The following is a 23559-nucleotide window of genomic DNA, read 5'->3' on the forward strand; positions in this document are numbered from 1 at the left end:
CTTGCGCCCGTGACCGGCACCGACCCGCACGATGGGCCCCACCAGGAGGACGACGGCACCGGCCGGGAGCCGCGACGACCCGTGCGTCGCGCGGCCGAGGCGCTGGCCCGCTCGGACGCCAGCGCAGGAGCGGTGAAGGCCGCGCGTGCGGCGCGCGACCTCATTCCCGGCACCACCCCGTCGGTGGCCGGCCCGCGGACCTCGGACCGGGTCGCGCGGCTGATCGCCGAGTCACGCCCCGAGCAGCCCAGTGTGCTGCGCGAGCTGGGCCTCGGCGCCGTGGCGGCATGGCAGGCCCTCATCACCCGTTGGGGTCCCCGGGACGACAAGCCGGTACCCGCGACCATCCTGTTCACCGACCTGGTGGGCTTCTCCACGTGGGCGCTCGGTGCCGGCGACGACCAGGTGCTGCGTCTGCTCGCCGAGGTGAACACGGCGACGGAGACGGTGGTCTCGGCCCGGGGCGGGAGCATCGTGAAGCAGCTCGGCGACGGGGCGATGGCGGTGTTCCTCGACGGCACCGAGGCCATCGAGGCGGCGTACGAGGCGATCTGCGCCGTCAGCGCACTCACCATCGACGGTTACCGGCCGCAGTTGCGGGCCGGCCTGCACACCGGCGCGCCGCGCGCGGTCGGCGACGACTTCCTCGGCGTGGACGTGAACATCGCGGCTCGGGTCGCCGCGGCTGCGGGTCCCGGCGAGTTGTTCGTCAGCGAGGCCACGCTCACCGCCGCTGATGCCGCCAGATACCACAGCCGGCGCCGGCGATTCAAGGCGAAGGGCGTCCCGCGCGACCTCGCCGTGTTCGCCGTCGTACCCCGCTACGACGATTGAAAGTTATTGTCCAGAAGGACAATCGGGATCGGTCAATCAGGCGCCATGTCGCGTTCAGATATCCGACGGCACCGGTTGGCCTCACCCGGTGACACTGGCGTGCAGCCGGGGCAGAATGAGTGGCATAACTGTCGGTCGACCGGGCCTGGGCCGGGAGTCGGCCGGGGCCGGCCGGTAGGAGTGTCCGGGAACGAGCGCAGGGCGTGGTGGCAATGGACAACAAGCAACAGCAGATGATCGATTTCGAGAGGCGTTGGTATCCACTCGGTGGGGGATCGTCGAGCGCGATCACCGAACGGTTCGGCCTCGACGACCGGGATTTCTTCCGCGAGGTCGACCGTATCGTCGAGAGCGATCCGCCCGAGACGCTGACCTCCGCGGAACTACGCCGCATGCGCAGCGTCATCCGCCGCCGCCTCTGGATGGCCCGCTGACCGGCGCCATCGGTCCGGAACACGAAAGTCCTCGACTGTGCGGTACGCGCACGCTAATCTGACTACAGCAGTTATCAGATTGCTCGGTTCCTCGATGCGCGGAGGTCGGAAGAAATGACACTCACCCAACCGTCACCGGTCGTCCCCGATGACGCGGTGATCTCCCATGCCGACGACGAGATCGAACTCGTACCGCCGGATTCGCTGACCGCCGAACTCACCGGCCGGTTCACGTTCCTGCCGGTCAACGGCGCCGCCTTCGTCATGCAGGTGATGCACCCGGTGATCGGAGACGTCGTCGGCAAGTACTCGGTCTATCGCACCGATCCGCTCGGACGGGCGATCCGGTCGATCGATTCGGTGTTGCGCTGGGTGTACGGCGGGCAAGAGGCCATCGAAGAGGGCAAACGGCTGCGTCGCATGCACCGGCCATTGCAGATGCGCAACGCCGAGGGTCGCCACATCAGCGCCCTCGACCCGGAGGCGTACCAGTGGGTGATCGCGACCGCGTTCCCCACCTCGTGCAGCGCCGCCCCGCTGATCCTCGGGCGTGACTTCACCGAGGCCGAGCGCGAGGAGGTCTTCCGCGACAACCGTCGGATCGCAAAGATCGTCCAGGTGCCGATGCGGGGGTATCCGGAGTCGATCGACGAGTTCGGGCCGTACTTCGACGACATGGTGGAGAACACGCTCATCGCGCACCCGGTGGCGATCGACCTCATCGAGCAGATGCAGGCCGCACCGAGGCTCGACGGCGCGGTGCCACCGGCGGTCGTGCGGCTCGCCAACACGGTCGCTCGGGTGGCGTCGGTGCCGGTCCAGAAGCTCAACTACCTCACCACGGTCGGCGTGATGGACCCGCGGGTCCGGGAGATCCTCGGATTGTCCTGGACCACCGACGAGCAGCGGGAACTCGAACGGATCCATGCAGCCATCCGGCTGTCCTATCGTGTTCTCCCGGAACGGCTGACCTACTTTCCGTTGGCCTACCACGCCCGCCGGCACCACGCCGCCATCCAGGCGATGAAGCGCCGCGAGGGCGCCGGAGCGGCGTACAAGGTGGACCGCTCACACGGACAGGTCACCACGAGCTGACCCGACATCCCGGTGGCTAAACTGGGTTCGTGCCGTTCTCCGACGACGATCTCGACGCCTTCTATCGGGAGATCGAGGCGCGCACCGAGGCGGCATCCGGTCGACACCGGCGCGAGAACGGCATCCCGCCACGGCGCCCCCGGGAGTGAGTTCGGCCCCGCCCGGGTCGTCGGCGCCACACGCCGATCCGCCACCGAAGGGCGCGATGTCCGACGACGATCTCGCCGCCTACTACCGGGAGATCGAGGCCCGTACCGCGGCCCGACCGGTTCGGCGTCGCACGCGTGATCGCCCGTCGCGGAGAACCGCGCTCGCCTGCCCGACGCCCGACAAGGAGGCGTTCGACGCGGAGGTCCTGGCCCGCGACGGCATCACCCGCATCCGGCAGCGCTCCGGCCCGGGCGTCCCGCTCCGATGCTACGAATGTGTCTGCGGTGCATGGCACATCACGAGTAAGCCGGTCTGGTGATGGGACTCTCCCCACGTGGCGTCGTCGTCGATCTCGCCACCGCAGCGGGCGAGGACACCGAGGTCGCCTACGCCCGGTTCCTCGGTCGGCCGCCGACTACGACCGTGTCCGTGGGCAATGGCTCGCTGCGCTGGCATGCCGAATCCGGCGGCGCACATCGGGTGCAGTTCGGAGTTGCCGATCTGCCCGGTGCCACTCAGTTGCTCCGCCGCCGGGGTCTGTCACCCGAGGAGCCGGTCGCGGTGACAGACGATCCGCGCGCAACCGTGATGGCGCACGCCGACATCCCGGCCATCGATCACCTCGTCTTCACCGCTCCCAACCGTGACCACGCGCTGGCCCTGTTCGGCTCGACCCTGGATCTCGACTTCCGACTCGATCGTGCGATCGGTGACGGCGCACGGCAGTTGTTCTTCCGTGCCCAGGATCTCGTGGTGGAGGTGGTGACCGGGGCGGAGTCCGTGACGGGTGGACTGCCGCGGTGCGCGTTGTGGGGAGTCGCATGGCTCAGTGTCGACGCCGACGTGACCCATCGCCGACTGACCGACAGCGGGGTGGCGACGAGCGGGATCCGGACGGGCCGGAAACCGGGTACCCGGGTCTTCACCGTCCACGACCGCGCCCTCGCCACCCGCACCGTGGTGATCGAGACGACCCCGCGTCAGGCGGAGTAGGCGCGGATCCAGTCGGTCAACATGTACGACGGATTCGGTGTCGTGAGATCCGGTGCGCCAGGCCAGTTCCCGCCGATGGCGAGTGAGAACAGGACGTACGTCGGCTTGTTGAAGACCCATTGCTGGCCGGACCGCAACTGACCGGCCCGGTAGGTGCCGACCGTTCGGCCGTCCAGGGAGATCGTGATGGCGTTGCGCGACTTGGTGACCGAATAGACGTGGTAGTCGGTGGACAGATCCGCGATCGCGCCACCATTGCCGAGCTGCCAGTGGCCACCGGATGTCGTCGGCCCGTGCAGGTGATTGGTGTACGAGGTCGTCACCGACGGCGTCTCGATGACGTCGACCTCACCGCTGCGTGGCCAGCCGACCGAGTAGATGTCGGTGCCCATCAGCCAGAACGCCGGCAGCAGCCCTTTACCTGCGGGCAGCTTGATCCGGGCGGACACGGTCCCGTAGGTGAACGAGAACTTGCCGAGCGTGTTCATCCGCGCCGACGTGACGAACCCGTTGTCCAGCCGCCCGACGATCGCCAGTCGGCCGTTGCCGTCGAGGCGGGAATTGACCCGTGAGTTGGTATACGTCTGCCATTCATTGTTGCCCCAACCGCCGCCACCGGTTTCCCAGTTCCACCGGCTCGCCGCGGGGGAGGTACCGCCCGTGCCGGTGAACTCGTCCGACCACACCAGGGTGGCCGCCGATGTCTGCGGCGGGTCGACAACGGTCGCGCCGACCGCCACCGCGACGAGGATGGGTAGTGAGGCAACACGTCTGCGCCACCGTCGTCGGCTGGTCACTGTCGATCCGGATTGTCTCGTCACTGCTCGACTCCTGTCTGTGGTGGCCCGAGGATCAGCTTCACGGAGGAATCCGGACATATCGGGAAAACAGCGCCGTCGACGCCAAGCAGAGACCAATGCGAGATCTGATGGAAGACTGGGATCATGACCACACCGTCCGCGAACAGCGGCCCACGACCGGCGATCGTCGTGGTGGGCGCCGAGAACACCGAGACCCTCATGGCCGAGTTCGAGCGGTATGGGCGCGACTACGACATCACGTGCGCCGCTTCCGCGATCGAGGCGATCACGCTGCTCAGCCGGTTGCGCAGCGACGGCCATCCGGTGGCGCTCATCCTGGCCGAGTCCGAACTCCCCGACATGAACCTGTTGGAAGCCCTCTCGACGTTTCGGAGCATCGTCCCGACCGCCCGACGCGTGGTGGGCATCGGATGGAACCGCTTCGCGTTGCACACCGAGACCCTGCGCCCGGCCTTGCAGAAGGGCAAGTTCGACACCTTCCTGCTGATCCCACGCGGGGCCCGGGACGAGGAATTCCATTATGCGATCACCGAACTCCTGTCCGACTGGGGTGCGACCGTGGCCGCGCCCGAGGTCGAGGTACTCCGGATCATCAGTTCCGGGCTGACCCCGCTGACGATGGAGATCCGCGACCTTCTCGACCGCATCGGGATGCCGTACCGGACCTACCCGCCGGACAGTTCTCAGGGCCGCACCGCGATGGCCCTGCTACCGGCCGACGTGGTCGCCGCCCACCCCGACGGCGAGATCCCGCTGCCGCTGGTGCAGTCCCTGCGGGGCACCGGCGACGAGGTCATCGCGCCGGCCGCGGTCCGCGACGTGTCGGCGATGATCTACGGGCGGCCATCGGACATCGAGGTGGACACCGTCGTCGACCTCGCCGTCGTCGGGGCCGGGCCGGCCGGCCTGGCCGCCGCGGTGTACGCGGCCTCCGAGGGACTGAGCACGGTCGTCGTCGAGTCCGAGGCGGTGGGCGGTCAGGCGGGCACCAGTTCGATGATCCGCAACTACCTCGGCTTCCCGCGCGGCATCTCCGGCATGCGGTTGGCCCAACGGGCGCGGACCCAGGCGCTCCGATTCGGCGCCCGGTTCTACTCCGGCTGGCCGGTCCAGGGGATGACGATCGAGGACTCCGTCGCGCCGTACCGGGTGATCACCGAGGGTGGCGACGTCTGCGCGCGGTCGGTGCTGGTCAGCACCGGCGTCGCCTATCGTCGGCTGGGGGTGGGTGACCTCGAGGCACTTGTCGGCATGGGCGTGCACTACGGCGCGGCGATGAGCGCGGCGCGCGAGATGGACGGACAGGACGTCTTCGTGGTCGGTGGCGGCAACTCCGCCGGTCAGGCGGCGATCCACCTCGCCCGCTATGCCCGGTCGGTCACCATCGTGGTCCGACGGCCGGATCTCAGCGCGACGATGTCGCAGTACCTGATCGGCGAGATCGCCTTCAATCCGCGGATCACGGTGTGCGGTTCCTGCGAGGTCGTCGACGGCGGGGGAGCCGGTCGCCTCGAATGGATCACGTTGCGCGACAGCTTCTCCGGCACCGAGGATCGTCGGCCGGCGGGCGGCCTCTTCCTGCTTCTGGGTGCCTCACCGCAATGCGACTGGCTTCCGGTCGAGGTGGCACGTGACGCCAACGGCTTCATCCTGACCGGTCGCGACGTCCCGCGGGACCGATGGTCGGACGACGTACCACCGGCCAACCTGGCGACCAGCGAACCGGGACTGTTCGCCGCGGGAGACATCCGGGCAGGATCGATGAAGCGGGTCGCGGCCGCCAGCGGGGAGGGTGCGAGTGTGGTCCCGTTGGTGCACACCTGGCTCGAATCGCTGCGTCAGGTGCAGACGCCCTGACGGGCGCGCATCGGTCACCTCAGCCGGTCACGCACCCCCACGGTCACGCACGCCGGTCTCGGACCCCGCCGTAGATCCCGCGCCGGACGATCCACGGTTGCAACACCGACTCGATCGACCACGCGGGGAAGCGGAACCGGCTGCCGTTGGGAGCGAACACCTCCAGGCCGTCATCCTGGACACCGAGTACCGACCCCCACCGACGGTGTCGGGGTCGGTACTCGCGCAGGCGTTTGCCGCGGAACATCGCCTCGACGTTGCGGGCGAGCAACCGGTCGGCGCGATTGCGCGCGGAGTTACGTAGTGGATCCGTCGCCGCGACGTCGCCGACCGCGAAGACGTTGTCGTGGCCGTGCACACGCAGGTCCGCCGTGACGCGGACGAATCCGCGATCATCGAGGATCTCCGGCGGCAGCCAGTCGGTGTTCGGCCGGACCGCGCCGATCGCCCACACCACGGCGTCGGCATGGACCGGGGCCTGGCCGGTGGACCATTCGACCGGATCGTCGGTGATCCGGTCCGCGGTGAAACCGGCGGGCAGTGCGGCACGGTGTCCTGGGTGGACGTCGACCCCGAGCGACACGAGCCGTTCACGGACCTGCTGCCAGACCCGTGGATGATGTTGTGGGAGTGCGCGGTCCCCGGGGAAGAACAGGCTCACCTCGGTCGTCGGCCAGGTCCCGGCGATGTTCGCTGCGCTGCTCACCGCGGCGGCGCCACCTCCGATCACCGCGACGGATCCCGCAGCCGCGAGCCGTTCGTGGGTCGCGGCGACCTCGGCGTTGACCTGGTCCGCCGACTGCAGCGTCGGTCGGCGCCAGAAGCCGTTGCGCACTCCGGTCGAGATGACAAGGGCATCATAGGATTCGGTGATCTCGGTGTCGTCCGCCAGGCGGATACGTACGGTTCGCGCCGGCGCGTCGAGCGCGGTGAGGGTGCCCTGCACCGTACGAACCCGATCGAGTCCCCGGAAGCGGTCGAACGGGATCCAGTAGTCACGGGCCCACTGGTCCGGTCGGGCGATGCGGCTGCCGACCTCCTGCCCGCTGACGAGTCCGGGCTTCACCGACACCCCCACCACATTGTGATGACGCGCCAGGTGGATCGCGGTGAGGATGCCGGTGTCGCCCAGACCCGCGACCAGCACCCGCCGACGCGGACGGGCCTCACCCACGGGCCGGGGTCCTCGACCGGGGAGGCCGCGGGACGAAACGTGGCACGCGGTCGATGACATCCTGATAGCCCGGCCGACGGTTGAGGCTGCGCTTCTCCATCATCGGGATGCTCGCCCCCTCGAACAGTGCGAGCATCACCACGGCACCGGCGAACAGCCACCACCAATCGCCTGGCGCAGTTGCGACACCGAACAGCGCGAGGGAGAACCAGAATCCGAACTCGCCGAAGTAGTTCGGATGACGTGACCACCCCCACACGCCCTGGTCCATCACCTGACCCGGGCGGCGGGTCGATGCGAACCGGCGGAGTTGCCGATCGGCGACGGTCTCGAGTCCGATCGCGCCGAATCCGACCGCACACGCCACGATCACGAGCCAGGCGGGGCCATCGGCCTGCCTGGTCACCGCGACGTAGACCGGCACCATGCCCACGAACACCTGCAGGGTCGGCACGACGTGGATCGCGAACAGATCCACGGCGAGGCCCCACTTCCCGGCATCGTCGCGCAGGTTCGCGTAGCGCCAGTCCTCGTGGTGCAGGCCGGGGAACGTGATGACCCAGTTGGCCGTCAACCGGACCGCCCACACCGTCACGACGGCGGTGAGCAGCCACGTCCGCCAGTCGGAGATGCCGAGATCGCCCTGCCACCACCAGAAGACGAGCAGCAGCGGCGGGATCACACTCCAGTACGCGTCGTAGAAGCTCGAGTTCCGGTAGCGGCGGCTGAAGCCGAAGATGACCAGGGTGGCGAGGAGGTCGGCGATCAGGGTGTCCAGCCAGAGTGCGCCGGTGTCCGGCCCCCAGCCCAGCCAGGCGGCCGCGACGAGGACGGCCACGATGTACGCGATCGCGATGCGGATGAGCCCGGCGGCCTTGCCGGCCGGTCGGTTGTCGTGCATCCCGGTGATCAGCTCAGCGTCGCCAGGCGGTCGATCTCGGCGACGCTACCCGGGGACACCAACATCGTGGTCACACCGGCCGCCTCCCAGACCTTGATCTGCTCGCGCACATGCTCGACGTCGCCGACGATGGCCGAGTCCTGGACCACCTCGTCGGGGATGATGCGGGCGGCCTCCTCCTTGCGATCGGCACGGAACAGCGCCGTCACCTCGTCGACCACATCCGCGTAGCCCATCCGTCGGTAGACCTCCGCGTGGAAGTTGGTGTCCTCGCTGCCCATGCCGCCCATGTAGAGGGCCAGGAACGGTTTGATCGCCTCGTAGCTCGCGGCGCGATCGTCGGTGATCACGATCTGAGCGGTCGCGCAGATCTCGAAGTCCTCGCGGCTGCGGCGGGCGCCGGCCCGGGCGAACCCCTCGTCGAGCCAGTCGTTGTAGGTGTCGGCGAGACGAGGCGTGTAGAACAGCGGCAGCCAGCCGTCGGCGATCTCGGCGGCCAGCGCGATGTTCTTGGGACCCTCGGCCCCCAGCATCACCGGGATGTCGGCGCGCAGCGGATGGGTGATGGGCTTCAACGGCTTACCCAGACCGGTGGTGTCCGCACCCGACAGCGGCAGCGGATAGTGCGGTCCCGCACTGGTCACCGGCGCCTCGCGAGCCCAGACCTGCCGCATGATGTCGACGTACTCGCGGGTGCGGGCCAATGGCTTGGCGAACCGCTGGCCGTACCAGCCCTCGACGACCTGCGGCCCCGACACCCCGAGGCCGACGATGTGGCGGCCACCGGACAGGTGGTCGAGGGTCAGTGCCGCCATGGCGCACGCCGTGGGGGTGCGGGCAGAGAGTTGGAGCACCGACGTCCCGAGCCGGACGCGCTCGGTGGCCGACCCCCACCAGGCGAGCGGGGTGTAGGCGTCCGATCCCCACGCCTCCGCGGTGAAGATGCTGTCGAAACCCGCGGACTCCGCGGCGGTCACCAGTTCGGCGTGGTTGGTGGCCGGCTGCGCACCCCAATACCCCAGTTGTAGGCCGAGTTTCATGTTGCTCCCGTGTTCATCGGTGGCCGGTGACGCCGGCCGTGCCCCCAAGCCTAGTGTCCTGGGTCACTCCGGTTGCCGAGTACCTCGGCCACATCCCGGGCCAGGGCCAGGCACGAGGTCAGACCGGGCGATTCGATACCGAACAGGTTCACCAACCCGGGCACGCCGTGATCGGCGGGTCCCTGAACCAGGAAGTCGGCCGCGGGTGTGCCGGGTCCGGTCAGTTTGGGCCGGATGCCCGCATACGCGGGCTGCAGCGAACCGTCGGGGAGTTCGGGCCAGTACTGCCGGATCTCCGCGTAGAACCGATCGGCGCGGCGGGGATCGACCCCGTAGTCGACCGAATCGCACCATTCGACGTCGGGCCCGAACCGGGCGCCACCGGCCATGTCCAGGGTCAGGTGCACCCCGAGCCCGCCGTCGACGGGCACCGGGTAGATCAACCGACGAAACGGCGTACGACCGGTCGCGGGGGCGAAGTAGTTCCCCTTCGCCAATCGACGAAGGGGAATCCGATCGCCGGGAAAGCCGTCGAGTGAGCGGGCGACGTCCCATGCGCCGAGTCCGGCACAGTTGACCACCATCCGGCACGTCACCGAGCCGACGCCGTCGACATCGATCGACTTCGGCGAGCCGGGCCGGACGACGCCCGCGACCATTCTGCTGCGCAGCGCGACGACGGCACCGGCCGATTCCGCGTCGCGGCGCAGCGATCTCATCAGTGCGTGACTGTCGACGATCCCGGTCGACGGGGAGAGCAATCCGGCGACGCCGGAGAGGTGGGGTTCCAGGTCGACCATCTCGGATCGGTCGACACGTACCAGATCGTCGACCCCGTTGGCCTGCGCGCGCGAGAGGATTCGGTCGAGGTCGGGCATCTGCGCCGGGGTCGTGGCCACGATCAGCTTGCCCAGTCGTCGGTGCGGGACGTCGTGTTCGGCACAGTAGCGGTAGAGGAGCTCGCGTCCGGCGACGCAGGCCGTGGCCTTGCGGCTACCGATGGGGTAGTAAATGCCGGCGTGGATGACTTCGGAGTTGCGTGAACTCGTCTGTGTACCAACGGCATCCTCGTTCTCGAGGACGAGGACGTCGAGTCCGTCGACCGCCAGGTGCCGGGCGACGGCGAGTCCCACCACACCCGCACCGATGACCACGACATCAACAGCGTCCGCCACGACATCAGCGTAGTGCCACCGGGCAGACGGAACAGCGGCCGGACGCGATTCGGGGGTAAGGTCTGCGATTGCCGCGTCGACGGGCACGCGCGCGAGTCGCCAGAGGGATGGAGGGACGTCAGATGAACCGTTTCCAGCAATCGGCCGCGATCGTCAACCGGGTGGTCACGCCACTGCTGAACCTGCCAGGTGTGCGATCACTCGCGAGCAGCTCGATGACGGTGCTGCACTACACCGGCCGCAAATCGGGCAAACGGTTCGAGCTGCCGGTGAGCTACCGACGCGACGGCGACACCGTCGTCGTCGGTGTCGCGATGCCCGACAAGAAGTCGTGGTGGCGCAACTTCAGCGGCGACGGGGCGCCGATCTCATTGACCCTCGACGGCGCGAGCAGGTCGGGCCACGCCGTCAGTCACCGCGACGACAAGGGTCGCGTGCACGTCCGCATCGCCCTCGACTCGGCATCCTGAGCTCCCGACTGCTCGCCGAGATCCTCAGCCGACGGCGAATCCCCGGTCGAGGTCGGCATGCCGTGCCGTCAGTTGCGCCTGCGGCCCCAGCCGTTCGCGCAGCCAGCGATGGACCTCGTCGTCGTTCAGCAGCGTGAAATGGTGTGCGCCACCGATGTGTAGACCGTCGTCCCCATGAAATCCTATGTGGCGTATGCGATCTCGTCCCCGGCCACTCGATCCGCGCACGAGGCCGTCGCCGATCAGCCGGCCGACGGGGTGATCGGGATCGTGCGTGATCGACGCCGTGACGAACAGGTGCCGCGCGGTGTGCATCAGCGGCGGATTATCAACGGCCGGCTGACGGATGGCGTCGCGATCGACGACGTTGCGGCCGTCGGCGGTGATCGTGCCGTGGAGCAGGTCCCGCACCCCATCGCTGCGACGGCCGAGGAAGTCGCCGAACGGCCTCGTCATCGCGGTGGCCCGCAGTGCAGCAGTCGCCACGTGGACGCCCTTCGCCATGGGTGCGCCCAGGTGCGGCGTTCCGAGGCATACCGTGTGCCGCACCAGCGAAGGCCAGTAGGCGCCGCTCTCGACGCCGGTATGGCATGCGCTCCGCAGGACCAGGCCGCCCATCGAATGTCCGATGAGTGAGACGGAGGTCACCGGAACCGGCCAGAGCAGCACGATGTCGGCCAGCAACTGTGCCAGGTCGCGGCCGTTGTCGCTGATGTGGCGTCCGGAGTTGTATCGGATCAGCACCTCGGTGCTGCCGATGTCAGCTCGCAGCCGCGCACCATAGGTGGCCTGCCCGCCGAAGTCCCAGGCGTACTCGGTCTCCATGAGCCCGTGCAGGAACACCGTGATGTGCCCGGTCGCGTCCGGGTAGGCCCGGGCGAGGTCGTCGGCGGTGGTCGCGACGCGCACGCCGCCCGAGCGGAGCGACATCTCGGTTGCCAGCGGTGAGCGCTCGTCGGCGAGCTGGTCGCCGATGAGCCCGTTGAGGAAACCTATCGCCGCGGCCCCGCGGCGGGTCTGCGACGGCACCTCGCCGGCGGTGTCGGCGGCGAGCTCGGCGAGACCACCGGCGATCTCGACCGATTCGGCGGTCGTCGTGTAGACGGCCATGCTGATCGCGTCGTGGATGGTGCGCGCCGACCGGGACCATCCGCCCAGTGCCCGATCGAGCCCGGCGAACACGCCACGCGAGATCGACGCGTGGATGCCCGCGACACCGGAGACGGCCCGGCTCAACTCGACGCGTCCGAGAGACGCCAGAGCGCGGATCTCGCGGCTGCGATCAGACGACAGGTCCATGCGTGTGAGTGTACATGTGTTCACTCAACCGCATGGACCTGGTCGAAGGGTGCCCCGGCAGTCAGGGGAGGGACGCGGTCAGACCTTGGCCTGCATCGAGGTCCTCGCCGGATTGCCCTGCTCGTCGACCTTGGGATCCGGTTCGTCCTTCTTCTCGGTCACACCCGCCTTGATGCGGGCGCCGATATCCGGATCGACCCTGGTCCAGTACTCGAACGCGCGCGCCAGGATCGGTTCGGAGACGCCGTTGAGGAGGTGGCCGACGACATTGTCGACAAATCGTTCCCGTGCGCCGTCGTCGAACACCTCGCGGATCATGGTGCCCGCCTGGCCCCAGTCGTCGTCCTCGGGATGATCCACATAGGCGCTGCGGACGATGTCGCCGTCCGCGGTCCATTGGGGTTCCGCCTGGCCGGGGTACACCGCGGCCGGTCCGCCCTTCGAGTTCGGGGCATAGACCGGGTCGGTCACCGGATTGATGCGCATGGCACCGTCTTTGGAGTAGCTGTGCACCTCGTTGTGTGGTGCGTTCACCGGGATCTGCTTGTAGTTGCCGCCCAGGCGGGCACGATGCGCGTCCGCATAGGCGAACACTCGTCCGAGCAGCATGCGGTCCGGGCTGAACCCGATACCCGGCACCACGTTGTTCGGCTCGAAGGCCAGTTGTTCGATCTGGGCGTGGTTGTCGGTCGGATTCGTGTGCAGGGTCATCGTGCCGACCTCGTGCAACGGGTAGTCGCCGTGTGGCCACACCTTGGTCAGGTCGAACGGGTTGAACCGGTAGCCGACCGCATCGTCATAGGGCATCAACTGGACTTTCAGGGTCCAGCTCGGCCGGTCGCCGCCGGCCAGCGACTCGAACAGATCGCGGGTGTGGAAGTCGGTGTCGGCCGCGGCCATCTGGTCGGCCTCGTGCTGAGTGAAGAACTCCACGCCCTGATCGGAGATGAAGTGGTACTTGACCCAGTGCTTGACGCCCTGCGCGTTCACCCACAGGTATGTGTGTGAGCTGTATCCGTTCATGTGCCGCCACGTCTTCGGGATGCCGCGGTCACCCATCAGCCAGGTCACCTGATGCGCGGACTCCGGTGACAGCGTCCAGAAATCCCACTGCATGTCGTGGTCGCGGAGGTTGTTGTCGGCGCGTCGCTTCTGGGATCGGATGAAGTGCTGGAACTTCATCGGGTCCTTGACGAAGAAGACCGGCGTGTTGTTGCCGACCATGTCGTAATTGCCTTCGGACGTATAGAACTTCAGCGCGAAACCACGCGGGTCGCGCCACGTGTCCGGGCTCCCGCGCTCACCCGCGACCGTCGAGAACCGGGCGGCCATCTCGGTTTTCACGCCGGGCTGGAACAAGGCGGCGCAGGTGTACTCGGAGACGTCCTCGGTCGTCTCGAACGTGCCGAACGCGCCACTGCCCTTGGCGTGTGGCTGTCGCTCGGGGATCCGCTCACGGTTGAACTGCGCCATCTGTTCGATCAGATAGTGATCGTGCAGCACGATGGGGCCACCGGCGCCGACGGTCAGTGAGTGCTCGTCACTTCCGGCGGGAGCTCCCGAATCGCGCGTGGTGTACAGGGGAGTGTCTTCGGACATGTCGCCTCCGAGAAGGTCGATCCGTAAAGGGCTGCGGTACCCGGGCTGTTTCAGGTTCCTCGCTGGAGTCTACGCCGATGCCCCCGGAGCCGGGCCGCATACCGCTGGGCGCGATGAGCGTCAGATCACGAAACATGTAGTGCGGCAGACCGCTACACGGTCACGTCGGCCGATCTCACCGCACCCGGCCTGCCCAGAGCGAACAGCTACCGCGGCGACGCGGCGCGCAGTTTCTCCAGAAGTGGTCCGGCGGCCTTCGCGAGGAACTCGTCCTGGTGATCGCCGCCGATCTGGACGAGCGCGATGTCGGTGAAGCCAGCCTCCCAGTACGGCCGTACCGCATCGACAACGGTATCCAGATCGGGTCCGCACGGTATCGACCCCGCCACGTCGTCGGGAGTCACGAACTGCGTCGCCGCGGCGAACCCTGCAGTGGTGGGCAGGTCGGCGTTGACCTCCCAGCCTCCGGCGAACCACCGGAACTGATCGTGGGCGCGCGCGACGGCCGCATCGCGGTCGGTGTCCCAGCAGATGGGAATCTGTCCGATGGCCCGACTGTCCGCGCCGATGGTGCCGGTGGCCTCGTTGCGGTTCCACCGGTCGATCAGGCCGGCGTCGGGTGCGACGGCGATCAGGTGGTCGGCCAGTCCGCCGAACTCGTCGATGCCCCGCTCGCCGGAGACTGCGATCCCGATGGGCACCCGGTCGGCGGGCAGATCCCAGATCCGCGCCGAGTCGACCTGGAAATACTCTCCGCGGAAGTCCACGAGCCCACCGTCGTGCAGTCGGCGGATGATCTCGACCGCCTCGGCCAGCATCGCCTGACGGTCGGCCACCGCCGGCCATCCGGTGCCGACGACGTGCTCGTTGAGGTTCTCACCGCTGCCGAGTCCGAGGGTGAACCGCCCGTCGGCGAGAATCTGCAGTGTCGCGGCCTTCTGCGCCACGATCGCCGGGTGATAGCGGATGGTCGGGCACGTCACGTAGGTCATCAGTTCGATGCGTTCGGTGGCATGAGCGACCGCACCCAGCACGCTCCAGGCGTACGACGCGTGCCCCTGCGACGACAACCAGGGGAAGTAGTGATCGCTCGACACCTCGAAATCGAATCCCGCCTTCTCCGCGTCGACGGCGAACCGGACGAGATCCTTGGGTCCGGCCTGTTCGGTCATCAAGGTGTAGCCGAAACGTGTTGCCATGATGTCTGGCTCCTTCGCGGGTGAGAGGTTCCCGAAAATCTGGAAGGGTGGGTCGAGCACGTGATCGGCGCCGAACCAGGAGGCCACGGATGGATGGTTCAGACTCTGCTTCACCGACCGACACCACGTCACCTGTCGACACGGTGCTGCTCGATGTCGACGGTACGCTCATCGACTCGACCTACCTGCACGCCTTGGCGTGGATACGGGCGTTCGCGGCCCACGACCTGAGGCCGGCGTGGTGGCGGGTCCACCGCACCGTCGGCATGGGTGGTGACCTGCTGGTAGGTGAGTTGTGCGGGCCGGACGTCGAAGATCGACTCGGTGACGCACTGCGGGCGGAGTGGGCCGATCGATATCGCGAGGTGCTGCCCGAGGTGCGACCGCTGCCCGGTGCCCGGCGGTTCGTGGAGGACCTGAACGGTGCCGGCCTCACGGTGGCACTCGCATCATCCGGCGCTGCCGAGTTCACCGATGCCGCACTCGACATCCTGAGGATGAATCGCGACGACTTCGCCGCGGTGACGTCGTCGGAAGACGTCGACGTCTCCAAGCCGGAGCCGGATATCCTCGCCACCGCCCTCGATCGCGCCGGCGGCACGCGGGCCGTGCTGGTCGGCGACACCGTGTGGGACATCGAGTCGGCGCGGCGACTCGATGCCGAATGTGTGGCGGTGCGCAGTGGCGGATTCGCCGAGGCCGAATTATCCGGCGCCGGAGCCGTTCTCGTGGTCGAAACGGTCGGTGACCTCGCGGATCGTGGCTGGCGTCCGTGACCGTGGCGCCGGCGGTACGGGGCGCGTCTCTTCCCGTTGTCTACTTCTCGTTGTCCCAGACGATCCGCGCCAACGCGTCCCGGTCGGCGACGTCGAGTTTGATCGACGCCCGGTAGATATGACCCTCGACGGTCCGGACCGAGACGGTCAGACGTTCCGCGATCTCCCGATTCGACAAGCCCTGCGCCACCAGGGCGATGATCTCGCGTTCCCTCCCGGTCACCGGGAGGGGTTTGGCCGACGCCCTCAGCGCGGGTGTGGTGGCCTTGTCGCAGAGCACCGAGAGGCGCAGTGCGCGCGCACTCGACTCCGCACCGCCACGACCTCCGGCGCGCTCGCGGACGGCCGCCGCCTGCGCCGCGGAGTCCGCGGCCGAGAGCAGGAATCCCGCGGTCTCGAAATCCTCGCTGACGGCGTCGAGTGCCCGGGCATCCGCCTCGGCCACCGCCGCCGCGTGACGCGCGTACAGTTCGGCGACCGATCCGTCGAGCAGGGGCACCAGTGCGGAGATCCGATCCGCCACCGTGCGATCACCGAACCGCGCCGCGTGATGCAAGGCCTCCGCCTCGAGGGCGTACTGCCCGGCCGAGTGCGAGATGTCGGCGGCCTGGGTGCAGAGCGTGATCGCAGAGGTCGGACTTCCGCCTGCCGCGGCGATCCATGCCCGGGCGATCACGCGTTGCGGCTCGTGGATCGCGGTCTGCGGACCCGAGTGCTCGTCGGCATCGTCGAGGACCCGCTGCGCCCCGTCGAGGTCTCCCAGAGCGGCGTACGCGCGGGCGAGCAGCAGGCGGGCCGGTAGGCGCCATGGCAGGGAGTTCTCGGCGTTCAGTGCCGCCAGGGCCTGTTCGAAGGCGCTGATCGCCTCGAGGAACGAGCCACGATAGGTGGCCACGACGCCGGAGGTGATCCTCGCGATCGCCCAGCCCAGGAACTGGCCCGACGATGAGAAGGCGTTGTACTCGACGGCCCGTTGCTCTGCGCAGTCGAGGTCGCCGACCATGGTCAACGCGAGCACGTCGCAGTACCGGACCATCACCTTGATCATCCCGTCGGTGGGCTTGCGCTCGGCGCGACATCGAGCGGCGATCGGCTCGAACGCGTTGCCCTGGCCGGCGACCGGCATGGCCAGCCCCGCCGCGAACGCGGCGAAATCCGATGCCTGCGGTGGCACCTCGGCGGCGTCCAGAACCTTCTGTGCCGCGGCGATGCCTTCGTCGATGCGGTTCTCGTGCACGGCCATCATCGCCGCGGCACCGTCGACGATGAGCCGCAGGACGGGATGCTGCACGCGTTCGCACAACAACTCGAGGATGGCGGTGGCCCGTTCCGCCTCGCCGAGCGACCAGAAGAGCAGGCTCATGCGCGGGATACCCCACACCGCGAGCTCCAGCTCGTCGAGCTCGTCCGGGTCGAAGGTCGCCAGCGCCTCGTCGGCCTCCACCGGGCGGCCCTGCCACAGCAGAGCCCGCGAGAGCAGTTCCGCGGCGGCCAGACCACCGCCGCGATCGTTGGCCGCCTTGGCCAGACGTTCGCCCAGTGGGAGATTCGCCAGCGCGACCGCGTCCTTGGCGGCCGAGATCAGCAGCTTGGGTTCCAGATCCTGATCGCCGTCAACGCACAACTGCGCCAGCCGGATCCGGGCGGCGGCCGTGTCGACGGGGAGGTCACGCAACACCGACACCAGGCGGGCCCGCAACGTTCGGCCGGCCGCGATGCCGATGCGCCGCCGGATCACGTCGCCGTACACCGGATGGCTGAAGCGGACGTTGATGGTGGTGCCGTCCCGGGCGATCCGGACGAGGTCGGAGTATTCGGCCGCGTCGACCGCCTCGGCGTCCGACAGTGCGACCAAGGTGTCGAGGTCGAGCGGTTCGCACAGTGCGAGCAGACGAAGCACATCCATCACGTCGCCGCCGGCCCGCTCGATCCGGCTGTCGACGAGGTCGACGAGGCCCGACGGCACGGCGGTCGGACCGCGGAGCTGCCACACCCCGTTGACCTCGGAGAGCGTCCCGGCGGCGACTGCCCCCTCGACGAGGTTGCGCAGGAACAGCGGATTGCCGCCGGACGAGTCCCAGATGACGTCGGCGCTCAGTCCCTCCAGGTACCCCCGAGGACCAGCTCCACCAGTTTGGTGCATTCCGGCTTGTCGAAGGCCTCGAGCTCGACGCGGGTCAGGTACTGGTCCTTCCACAACGACGTCACGGCATCGGGCACCACCTCGCCGGTGCGCACGGTGGCCACGATCCGTGCGGACCGATCCATCGCGAGTTGGTGTAGCAATGTGGCCGACAGCTGATCGAGATGATGGGCGTCGTCGACGCCGATGATCGTGCCGGGCTGCGCCAGAAGTGATTCACGCGCCGAGACCAATGCGGTGATCGGGTCGCGGGAGGACGTCGACTCGACCCACGGCGCGAAGGCGCCCAGCGGGATTCCGCGTGAGGATTCCGTGCATGCCGCCCAGCGCACGGGCACACCGAGTTCCTCGGTGACCACGCGCGCCAACGTCGTTTTCCCCACCCCGGCGGAACCCACGAGGACGACACCGCTTCCGGCGGAACCCGTGAGTGCGGCCCGGATCGCCTGCTGTTCGGTCGGCCTGCCGAGCAACTGCCAACGGGCACCCATGGGGCGCAGTATAGGTCCGCCCGACCGACGGTGGGTAGTCAAGCGGCACCGCACCGGTCGGCGACGGTCAGTCGGGGAGGTCGGCCGCGCTACGGGGTTCCCGGATCGGCGCGTTGTTAACGCTGTGCCGGAACTGGCTCGAGGCGTCGTAGACCTTGCGTTTGAGCCGGTTGATGGAGCCGAGCGGCCGGTGCTCACGGATGCAGCGCCACGAGTTGAACGAGAGGATGTCGTCACCGTAGGCACGTCGCTCGGGAGTGTACGGGTCCTGCTTCGGGAACCGGATGACGGCGACCGTGCGGTGCGGGGAGGCCTCCTCGGACCAGTCGACGGTGGCGTCCTCGATCGGCATCGTCCGCAGGTCGGTGCACAGTTGCACGCGCAGTTCGTATTCCGCGTCGTGTTCGCCGAAGAAGTCGACGACCATGTCCTGCAGGGCGTTCACGCCGGGGTAGTGCGCCGCGGACTGTCCGGCCAGCGCTCGCACCTCGGGAGAACGGGGGGCGTACAGCATCCTCGCGACGTAGTCGCCGTACCGGAGCGGCGCCGACGAGTAGAAGGTGTCACCGAGGATGTGGGTGTTCGGGCGGACGAACACGGCGAGCGTCGGACGCAGCGGAATGAGCTTGTTGACGAGAGCGAGTCCCTCGCTGAGGACGTTGATCATCGTGTCCGACAGATTCGCGAGCAGGATCGCGAGCGGGATCCCTTTCTTCAGGTACGCCTCGGCGTCGGGGAACAGGAACTCGCGATGGGTGACCATGATGAAGTCCTGGGTGACCTCGTGATCGTCCGGGAGCGTCTTGTTCTCCGGATCGACGCCGATGACCTTGATCCCGAGTCCCCGGACGCCGCGGATCTGGTCGCTCCGGATCACGCCGGAGGTCGTGGAGAGTCGGGTGATCACCGGGTACGTCCCGGGTGTGGCGAAGAATCCCTGCGCCAGCTCTGGAGGGAGGTCGGGGAGGACTTCCAGTTCGCCCCGCAGGATGCCGTGGCTCTTCGCGTGGGCATCCCGCAGCCCGCGTTTGTGTTTGCGATAGGCCTTTTCGTTGTTCGCTCGGAGCTTGTTCGCCATCTCGTCGAACAGCTTTTCCTCGTTGTCGGTGGGCTTCTCGATGTCGGGGTGGTAGGCGACGTATCGCGGATCGGTCATGCGTGGTGGGTCCTCTCGACTCATGGCGCGGGCCAGGGGGCGAATGGGTTGGCGACGTCGGCCAGCGTCGGGGCCAGTGTCGGGAAGTGGCGGAGCAGAACCGATCTCATCGAGTTCTGCCGGACCCACGACATCCCGACCTCGGTGTAGATCTCCGGCCGGAAGTCGACCGTGAGGAATCGATCGCTGGATATTCGCCGCGACGCCATCAGGATGAACACCCGGAACGCGGTGTCGCTGAACCCGAATCCCTGCGGCCGCGTCTCCGCGTAGAGGCCCACCATCAGGTCGACCTGTTCGACGTCGCCGTCGTACACACGCGCGAGTTCGCACGCCCACTTCGGGTTGTCGGTGAGGTCGTCGAAGGTCTTGGCGGGCCGCAACCGCAGCTGTCGACGGAACTCGTTGTACCGCGGCACCCCGCGCTCGCGATTTCGCAGGATGTCGACCGTGGCGAGGTCCATGAGACTGCCGTCGGGGCGGGGGAGCTCCCGCAGCGCGTTCGGGAAGTTGTGCAGGTCCAACGCACCGGGGTGTGCACGACCGAACGAGTGGAACAAGTCGGCCGCGGATTCGACGCCCAGCGTCGGACGGACGTCGTCGGCCAGCAGGTCCGACAGTCCGATCGTCCGCTTCGGCCGATCACTGCCGGCCTCGCGGATCGTGAGTTCGTCCGGCAACAGCGGATGCATACGGTAGACCGCGACGAAGTCCTCCGTGAGGGAGTACGGCACACCGTGGAAGTCGGTGCGGCCGCCGGGGATTCCGGACAGCACCTCGCTGTCGAAGACGCGTCCATGGTGCAGGCCGAATTTCTCTCCGAGCAGACCGAACCAGTTGCCGCGCATGGCCGCCACCGTGGTGGGGTGGGCGATGATCGCCGGCGTCCAGTCGACCGTGTGGATCTTCGCCATGAGGGCGGTGTTCGCCAGTCGGGCGGTGTCGTAGAGCTGCTGATCGGTCATCTCCGGATAGGCCGAGTGCAGGCGACGGCAGATCGCGTTGTGTTCCTTCAGGAACAACGATTGCAGGAGAGCGAGACCGACCCAGGTGTTGGCGATCGGACCGTTCGGGTCGAGCGATTCCTCGGCCGCCACCGGGGGCAACCCGTCCCTGCCCAACACGATTCGCCCGCCGTCCCACTCACGGATCGCATCGGCGTACGTCGGTTCGGACCCGTAGATCTGCGAGCCGTCCCACCAATGGGTGTCCCGGTTCGGGTAGACGGTCGGGTTCGCGTGTGTCCCCGGCCGCGACAGCGTGCGGTTGACGCGCATCGGACAGTGGGCCTGCGGCCACGGATCGTCCCCGGCCAGCTCGGGTTCCCACGGTGCCTCGGCCGTCGCGTCGAAGTGACTCATCCAGTCATGCACCTCGAACTGGATCCAGGCGGCCGCGAGCAGATTGAGGCTCGTGGCCGGCCGGAAATCATCCCGCGCCAGCAACTGTCGGCTGACCAGCCGCGGCGACGGCCCACCGACGACGGCATCCGGGGCCTCCGGTCGCGCGCACGGTCCCGGCGCGACGTTGCGGCCGAAGAGACTGCCTGCCGAACCCATCCGCGGATCGTCGAGGTCGGTGTAGGTGCCGTCGATGGTCCGCACCCTCGTATCCGCGGGTGCCGGTGGCGGAGCGGGGCCGTCGGGATGTGGTCCGGCGTCGAACAGGTTGTGCGCACGCAGTCTGCTGCGCAGCCCGATCAACACCACCAGCCCGAGCGACCGGGGCAACTCGTGCCAACCGACCACATCGTCGACCCTCTCCGCAACCATTCCGGCGATCGAACGGACGACCCCGATCATCGACTACCTCCGTGGCATACCGCAGCAACGACCCTCATATCGCGGTCAAGTATGTCCGTTGGGCCCACCACATACACGGGTAGCGGACTACTCCAACGATGCCGAGCCCCGGTGACCGTCGGGAAATCCCTGCTCCCGGGCCGTCACCGTCGTTCGATCGGATGATCCGGACACCGCGCGCGCCGATTGAGGTAGCGGCTACTCGCGGAATGGGCCGCCGGAACAGTGACGATGACTCAGGCACCTTGCGCCGATCCGCCGGTGTGCCCTCTGTACCGACGACGAAGGGCAATCGTGGTGATCCCACCCATCGCACTCAAGGTCAATCTCGACAGCGATGTCGATCGAGCGACATCCATCCTCGTGCCGGACGGCAGACCCGGCCTATCCCGGAACATCTGGTTCGCGGAGGCACGCGCCGGGATCGCCGGCAGTGCGGTGCCGTTGCTGTCGAGCCGCATCATCATGCGTATGCGCAGCGGGGACCGCGACGATGTGACCGTGAAACTCCGACCGTGCGTACCGGCGGAGTTGCCGACCCGATGGGGAGAGGCGTTCTGCAACGAGGACGCGAGCTACCGCATGGAATCGGAATGGTGCGGCGACCACCGCGTCCGCTCCGCGTCGGTGATCAGTCACCGCGCTCCGGGTTCGCTGACTCCGTTGATGGACGACCGGACCGATCCGGTGGCGCTGCTCGACGCCACCCAACGCCAGTTCGTGGTCGCCTGTACGTCGTGCGGGGTCCCCATCGACCACCTGGTCACCCTGGGACCGATCGCATCCAGGACGTGGACCGACGTCAGCGTCGACGGCGCGCCGGTCGCCGTCGAACGCTGGACGGTCGGCGAACTCGACCTGCTCGAGGTCAGCATGCACCTCCGCCCACTGCGGGACGAGCCCGCCGATGCGTTCGAACTCCGTGCGGCACAGCACTTACTCCTGCTGGAGCGGTCTCTGGGTGACCGCGGTCTACCGATCGTGACGATCAGCAAGACGGAGCGGGTGCTGACGACCTTCCGGGGGCGCGCCCACGACAGCACCGTGGATGACAGCGTCCGGGATGACGGGGTCCAGAATGACGGGGTCCGGAATGACACTGGGCAACCCCGATTCGACATGGGACGATCAACTACGTGACCGGCACGCCCGACGACGCACAACGGCTCCGAGACCTCGCCCGACTGCGGCGCGTCCGCGACCGGATCGATCGCGAATACGCCCAGCCGCTCGATGTCGAGGCGCTGGCGCGCGGAGCCCACATGTCCGCCGGACACCTGAGTCGCGAGTTCCGGCGGGTCTACGGCGAGTCGCCGTATTCCTACCTGATGACGCGCCGCATCGAGCGGGCGATGGCGTTGCTGCGCCGCGGTGACCTGAGTGTGACCGAGGTCTGCTTCGCCGTTGGCTGCTCGTCGCTCGGGACGTTCAGCACCAGGTTCACCGAATTGGTGGGCATGCCGCCCAGCGCCTATCGGCGTGAGGAGGCCGACGCCACAGACGGCATTCCGGCATGTCTGGCCAAACAGGTCACGAGACCGATCAGGAATCGAGAAGCGACGCGGTCCGGGTCGCATCTACCGTGAAACCCATGAACATCAGCATCCACTACACCTTCCTCCCACACACCGACCCCGAGGCCGCCCTCGCGTTCTATCGCGACACCCTGGGCTTCGAGGTCCGCAAAGACGTCGGATACGAGGGGATGCGGTGGCTCACCGTGGGCCCTCCCGGACAGCCGGGGACCTCGATCGTGCTGCACCCGCCGGCCGCCGACCCCGGCATCACCGAGGACGAGCGCCGCACCATCCTCGAACTGATCGCGAAGGGCAGCTACGGGGCGGTCACCCTGGCCACCGACGATCTCGACGGCCTCTTCGAACGGCTCGAGGCGAGCGGTGCCGAAGTCATCCAGGAGCCAACCGATCAGCCGTACGGGGTGCGCGACTGCGCTTTCCGGGATCCGTCCGGCAACCTGCTCCGTATCGACGAGGTTCGCTGAGCGCGGCGAGCCATGTGCAGATACCGCACCGGGCACGTCCTGCCCGACGATGCCGCATACCCGTCGTCCGGTCCGATCACCTGCCCGGATGTGGTGAGATCGGATCGGGCGGCGTCGCCAGTCGAACCCCTCAGTAGCGTGACAGAAC

21 protein-coding genes and 1 pseudogene are annotated in these 23559 nt (G+C 68.0%); 11 read left to right on the forward strand and 11 right to left on the reverse strand.

All coding sequences use genetic code 11. The annotated features are described in order from the left end of the window. Positions 1 to 9 precede the first annotated feature (9 nt). From D7316_RS05060 to D7316_RS05080, 5 genes are all read left to right on the forward strand, one after another. A complete protein-coding gene (locus tag D7316_RS05060; RefSeq protein WP_164473726.1) occupies positions 10 to 834 on the forward strand; it encodes an adenylate/guanylate cyclase domain-containing protein in 825 nt (274 codons plus the stop codon). Between the two features lie 212 nt (positions 835 to 1046). Then, the gene (locus tag D7316_RS05065) at positions 1047 to 1268 is read left to right on the forward strand and encodes a DUF3263 domain-containing protein (RefSeq protein WP_124707312.1); all 222 of its coding nucleotides are present in this window, start codon (positions 1047 to 1049) and stop codon (positions 1266 to 1268) included. Positions 1269 to 1382: 114 nt separating this feature from the next. Then, a complete protein-coding gene (locus tag D7316_RS05070) occupies positions 1383 to 2363 on the forward strand; it encodes an oxygenase MpaB family protein (RefSeq protein WP_124707313.1) in 981 nt (326 codons plus the stop codon). A 145-nt stretch (positions 2364 to 2508) separates the two neighbouring features. Continuing rightward, entirely contained in the window at positions 2509 to 2832 is a 324-nt protein-coding gene (locus D7316_RS05075; RefSeq protein WP_232016772.1) for a hypothetical protein, read from the forward strand. Next, positions 2832 to 3506 carry a VOC family protein gene (locus D7316_RS05080; RefSeq protein WP_124707314.1) on the forward strand — a complete coding sequence of 225 codons (675 nt, stop codon included), beginning with the start codon at positions 2832 to 2834 and terminating at the stop codon, positions 3504 to 3506. Before D7316_RS05075 ends, D7316_RS05080 begins: the two co-directional genes overlap by 1 nt. Here D7316_RS05080 and D7316_RS05085 read toward each other — a convergent pair. Beyond that, entirely contained in the window at positions 3494 to 4327 is an 834-nt protein-coding gene (locus D7316_RS05085) for a glycoside hydrolase family 16 protein (RefSeq protein WP_232016773.1), read from the reverse strand. The two genes, D7316_RS05080 and D7316_RS05085, sit on opposite strands and share 13 nt — an antisense overlap. Positions 4328 to 4450: 123 nt before the next feature. Here D7316_RS05085 and D7316_RS05090 point away from each other — a divergent pair, with 123 nt between their 5' ends. Further along, the gene (locus D7316_RS05090; RefSeq protein ID WP_124707316.1) at positions 4451 to 6184 is read left to right on the forward strand and encodes an FAD-dependent oxidoreductase; all 1734 of its coding nucleotides are present in this window, start codon (positions 4451 to 4453) and stop codon (positions 6182 to 6184) included. A gap of 43 nt (positions 6185 to 6227) precedes the next feature. On the opposite strand, the gene D7316_RS05095 is transcribed toward D7316_RS05090, so the two are convergent. Genes D7316_RS05095 through D7316_RS05110 form a run of 4 tightly spaced genes read right to left on the reverse strand, consistent with a single transcriptional unit; the run spans position 6228 to position 10474 of the window. Continuing rightward, positions 6228 to 7358, reverse strand: coding sequence for an FAD-dependent oxidoreductase (locus D7316_RS05095; protein WP_232016774.1), 1131 nt, complete (start codon positions 7356 to 7358; stop codon positions 6228 to 6230). After that, positions 7351 to 8259 (reverse strand): DUF1295 domain-containing protein, encoded by a 909-nt coding sequence (locus D7316_RS05100; RefSeq protein ID WP_124707318.1) that lies wholly within the window; start codon positions 8257 to 8259, stop codon positions 7351 to 7353. The genes D7316_RS05095 and D7316_RS05100 overlap by 8 nt, the downstream gene beginning before the upstream one ends. Positions 8260 to 8267: 8 nt before the next feature. Next, entirely contained in the window at positions 8268 to 9299 is a 1032-nt protein-coding gene (locus tag D7316_RS05105; RefSeq protein ID WP_124707319.1) for an LLM class F420-dependent oxidoreductase, read from the reverse strand. A gap of 50 nt (positions 9300 to 9349) precedes the next feature. Then, positions 9350 to 10474, reverse strand: a complete 1125-nt coding sequence (locus D7316_RS05110) for an NAD(P)/FAD-dependent oxidoreductase (RefSeq protein WP_124707320.1) — start codon at positions 10472 to 10474, stop codon at positions 9350 to 9352. Between the two features lie 122 nt (positions 10475 to 10596). Between D7316_RS05110 and D7316_RS05115 the strand changes: the two genes are divergently transcribed. Then, positions 10597 to 10944, forward strand: a complete 348-nt coding sequence (locus tag D7316_RS05115) for a nitroreductase/quinone reductase family protein (RefSeq protein WP_124707321.1) — start codon at positions 10597 to 10599, stop codon at positions 10942 to 10944. Positions 10945 to 10968: 24 nt separating this feature from the next. Here D7316_RS05115 and D7316_RS05120 read toward each other — a convergent pair whose 3' ends face one another. The 3 genes from D7316_RS05120 to D7316_RS05130 form a co-directional block, all read right to left on the reverse strand. Further along, on the reverse strand, positions 10969 to 12243 hold the full coding sequence (locus D7316_RS05120; protein ID WP_124707322.1) for an esterase/lipase family protein: 1275 nt from the start codon (positions 12241 to 12243) through the stop codon (positions 10969 to 10971). A 78-nt stretch (positions 12244 to 12321) separates the two neighbouring features. Further along, positions 12322 to 13842: a catalase gene (locus D7316_RS05125; protein WP_124707323.1), complete on the reverse strand. Its 1521-nt coding sequence runs from the start codon at positions 13840 to 13842 to the stop codon at positions 12322 to 12324. A 206-nt stretch (positions 13843 to 14048) separates the two neighbouring features. Continuing rightward, complete coding sequence (locus D7316_RS05130; RefSeq protein ID WP_124707324.1) at positions 14049 to 15041, reverse strand: LLM class F420-dependent oxidoreductase; 993 nt, start codon at positions 15039 to 15041, stop codon at positions 14049 to 14051. A gap of 89 nt (positions 15042 to 15130) precedes the next feature. On the opposite strand from D7316_RS05130, the gene D7316_RS05135 reads away from it, so the two are divergent. Then, positions 15131 to 15817: an HAD family hydrolase gene (locus D7316_RS05135; protein WP_124707325.1), complete on the forward strand. Its 687-nt coding sequence runs from the start codon at positions 15131 to 15133 to the stop codon at positions 15815 to 15817. A 40-nt stretch (positions 15818 to 15857) separates the two neighbouring features. On the opposite strand, the pseudogene D7316_RS05140 reads toward D7316_RS05135, so the two are convergent. From D7316_RS05140 to D7316_RS05150, 3 genes and pseudogenes are all read right to left on the reverse strand, one after another. After that, positions 15858 to 18451, reverse strand: a pseudogene (locus D7316_RS05140) (LuxR C-terminal-related transcriptional regulator). 67 nt (positions 18452 to 18518) lie between these two features. After that, on the reverse strand, positions 18519 to 19607 hold the full coding sequence (locus tag D7316_RS05145) for a catalase family protein (RefSeq protein ID WP_124707326.1): 1089 nt from the start codon (positions 19605 to 19607) through the stop codon (positions 18519 to 18521). A gap of 20 nt (positions 19608 to 19627) precedes the next feature. Further along, complete coding sequence (locus D7316_RS05150) at positions 19628 to 21409, reverse strand: peroxidase family protein (RefSeq protein ID WP_124707327.1); 1782 nt, start codon at positions 21407 to 21409, stop codon at positions 19628 to 19630. 297 nt (positions 21410 to 21706) lie between these two features. Between D7316_RS05150 and D7316_RS05155 the strand changes: the two genes are divergently transcribed. Genes D7316_RS05155 through D7316_RS05165 form a run of 3 tightly spaced genes read left to right on the forward strand, consistent with a single transcriptional unit; the run spans position 21707 to position 23411 of the window. After that, positions 21707 to 22549 (forward strand): hypothetical protein, encoded by an 843-nt coding sequence (locus tag D7316_RS05155; protein WP_124707328.1) that lies wholly within the window; start codon positions 21707 to 21709, stop codon positions 22547 to 22549. Beyond that, on the forward strand, positions 22546 to 22995 hold the full coding sequence (locus D7316_RS05160) for a helix-turn-helix transcriptional regulator (protein WP_124707329.1): 450 nt from the start codon (positions 22546 to 22548) through the stop codon (positions 22993 to 22995). Before D7316_RS05155 ends, D7316_RS05160 begins: the two co-directional genes overlap by 4 nt. A 5-nt stretch (positions 22996 to 23000) precedes the next feature. Further along, a complete protein-coding gene (locus D7316_RS05165; protein ID WP_124707330.1) occupies positions 23001 to 23411 on the forward strand; it encodes a VOC family protein in 411 nt (136 codons plus the stop codon). The last annotated feature ends 148 nt before the right edge of the window (positions 23412 to 23559 follow it).

Origin of the sequence: Gordonia insulae (assembly GCF_003855095.1) — a bacterium.
Taxonomy (GTDB): domain Bacteria; phylum Actinomycetota; class Actinomycetes; order Mycobacteriales; family Mycobacteriaceae; genus Gordonia; species Gordonia insulae.

What these genes read in the sequence shown, in the direction of transcription:
- D7316_RS05065 (WP_124707312.1), top strand. Translation starts at nt 1,047, where the DNA reads ATGGACAACAAGCAACAGCAGATGATCGATTTCGAGAGGCGTTGGTAT.
- D7316_RS05070 (WP_124707313.1), top strand. Translation starts at nt 1,383, where the DNA reads ATGACACTCACCCAACCGTCACCGGTCGTCCCCGATGACGCGGTGATC.
- D7316_RS05080 (WP_124707314.1), top strand. Translation starts at nt 2,832, where the DNA reads ATGGGACTCTCCCCACGTGGCGTCGTCGTCGATCTCGCCACCGCAGCG.
- D7316_RS05090 (WP_124707316.1), top strand. Translation starts at nt 4,451, where the DNA reads ATGACCACACCGTCCGCGAACAGCGGCCCACGACCGGCGATCGTCGTG.
- D7316_RS05100 (WP_124707318.1), bottom strand. Translation starts at nt 8,259, where the DNA reads ATGCACGACAACCGACCGGCCGGCAAGGCCGCCGGGCTCATCCGCATC.
- D7316_RS05105 (WP_124707319.1), bottom strand. Translation starts at nt 9,299, where the DNA reads ATGAAACTCGGCCTACAACTGGGGTATTGGGGTGCGCAGCCGGCCACC.
- D7316_RS05115 (WP_124707321.1), top strand. Translation starts at nt 10,597, where the DNA reads ATGAACCGTTTCCAGCAATCGGCCGCGATCGTCAACCGGGTGGTCACG.
- D7316_RS05120 (WP_124707322.1), bottom strand. Translation starts at nt 12,243, where the DNA reads ATGGACCTGTCGTCTGATCGCAGCCGCGAGATCCGCGCTCTGGCGTCT.
- D7316_RS05125 (WP_124707323.1), bottom strand. Translation starts at nt 13,842, where the DNA reads ATGTCCGAAGACACTCCCCTGTACACCACGCGCGATTCGGGAGCTCCC.
- D7316_RS05130 (WP_124707324.1), bottom strand. Translation starts at nt 15,041, where the DNA reads ATGGCAACACGTTTCGGCTACACCTTGATGACCGAACAGGCCGGACCC.
- D7316_RS05135 (WP_124707325.1), top strand. Translation starts at nt 15,131, where the DNA reads ATGGATGGTTCAGACTCTGCTTCACCGACCGACACCACGTCACCTGTC.
- D7316_RS05145 (WP_124707326.1), bottom strand. Translation starts at nt 19,607, where the DNA reads ATGACCGATCCGCGATACGTCGCCTACCACCCCGACATCGAGAAGCCC.
- D7316_RS05150 (WP_124707327.1), bottom strand. Translation starts at nt 21,409, where the DNA reads ATGATCGGGGTCGTCCGTTCGATCGCCGGAATGGTTGCGGAGAGGGTC.
- D7316_RS05165 (WP_124707330.1), top strand. Translation starts at nt 23,001, where the DNA reads ATGAACATCAGCATCCACTACACCTTCCTCCCACACACCGACCCCGAG.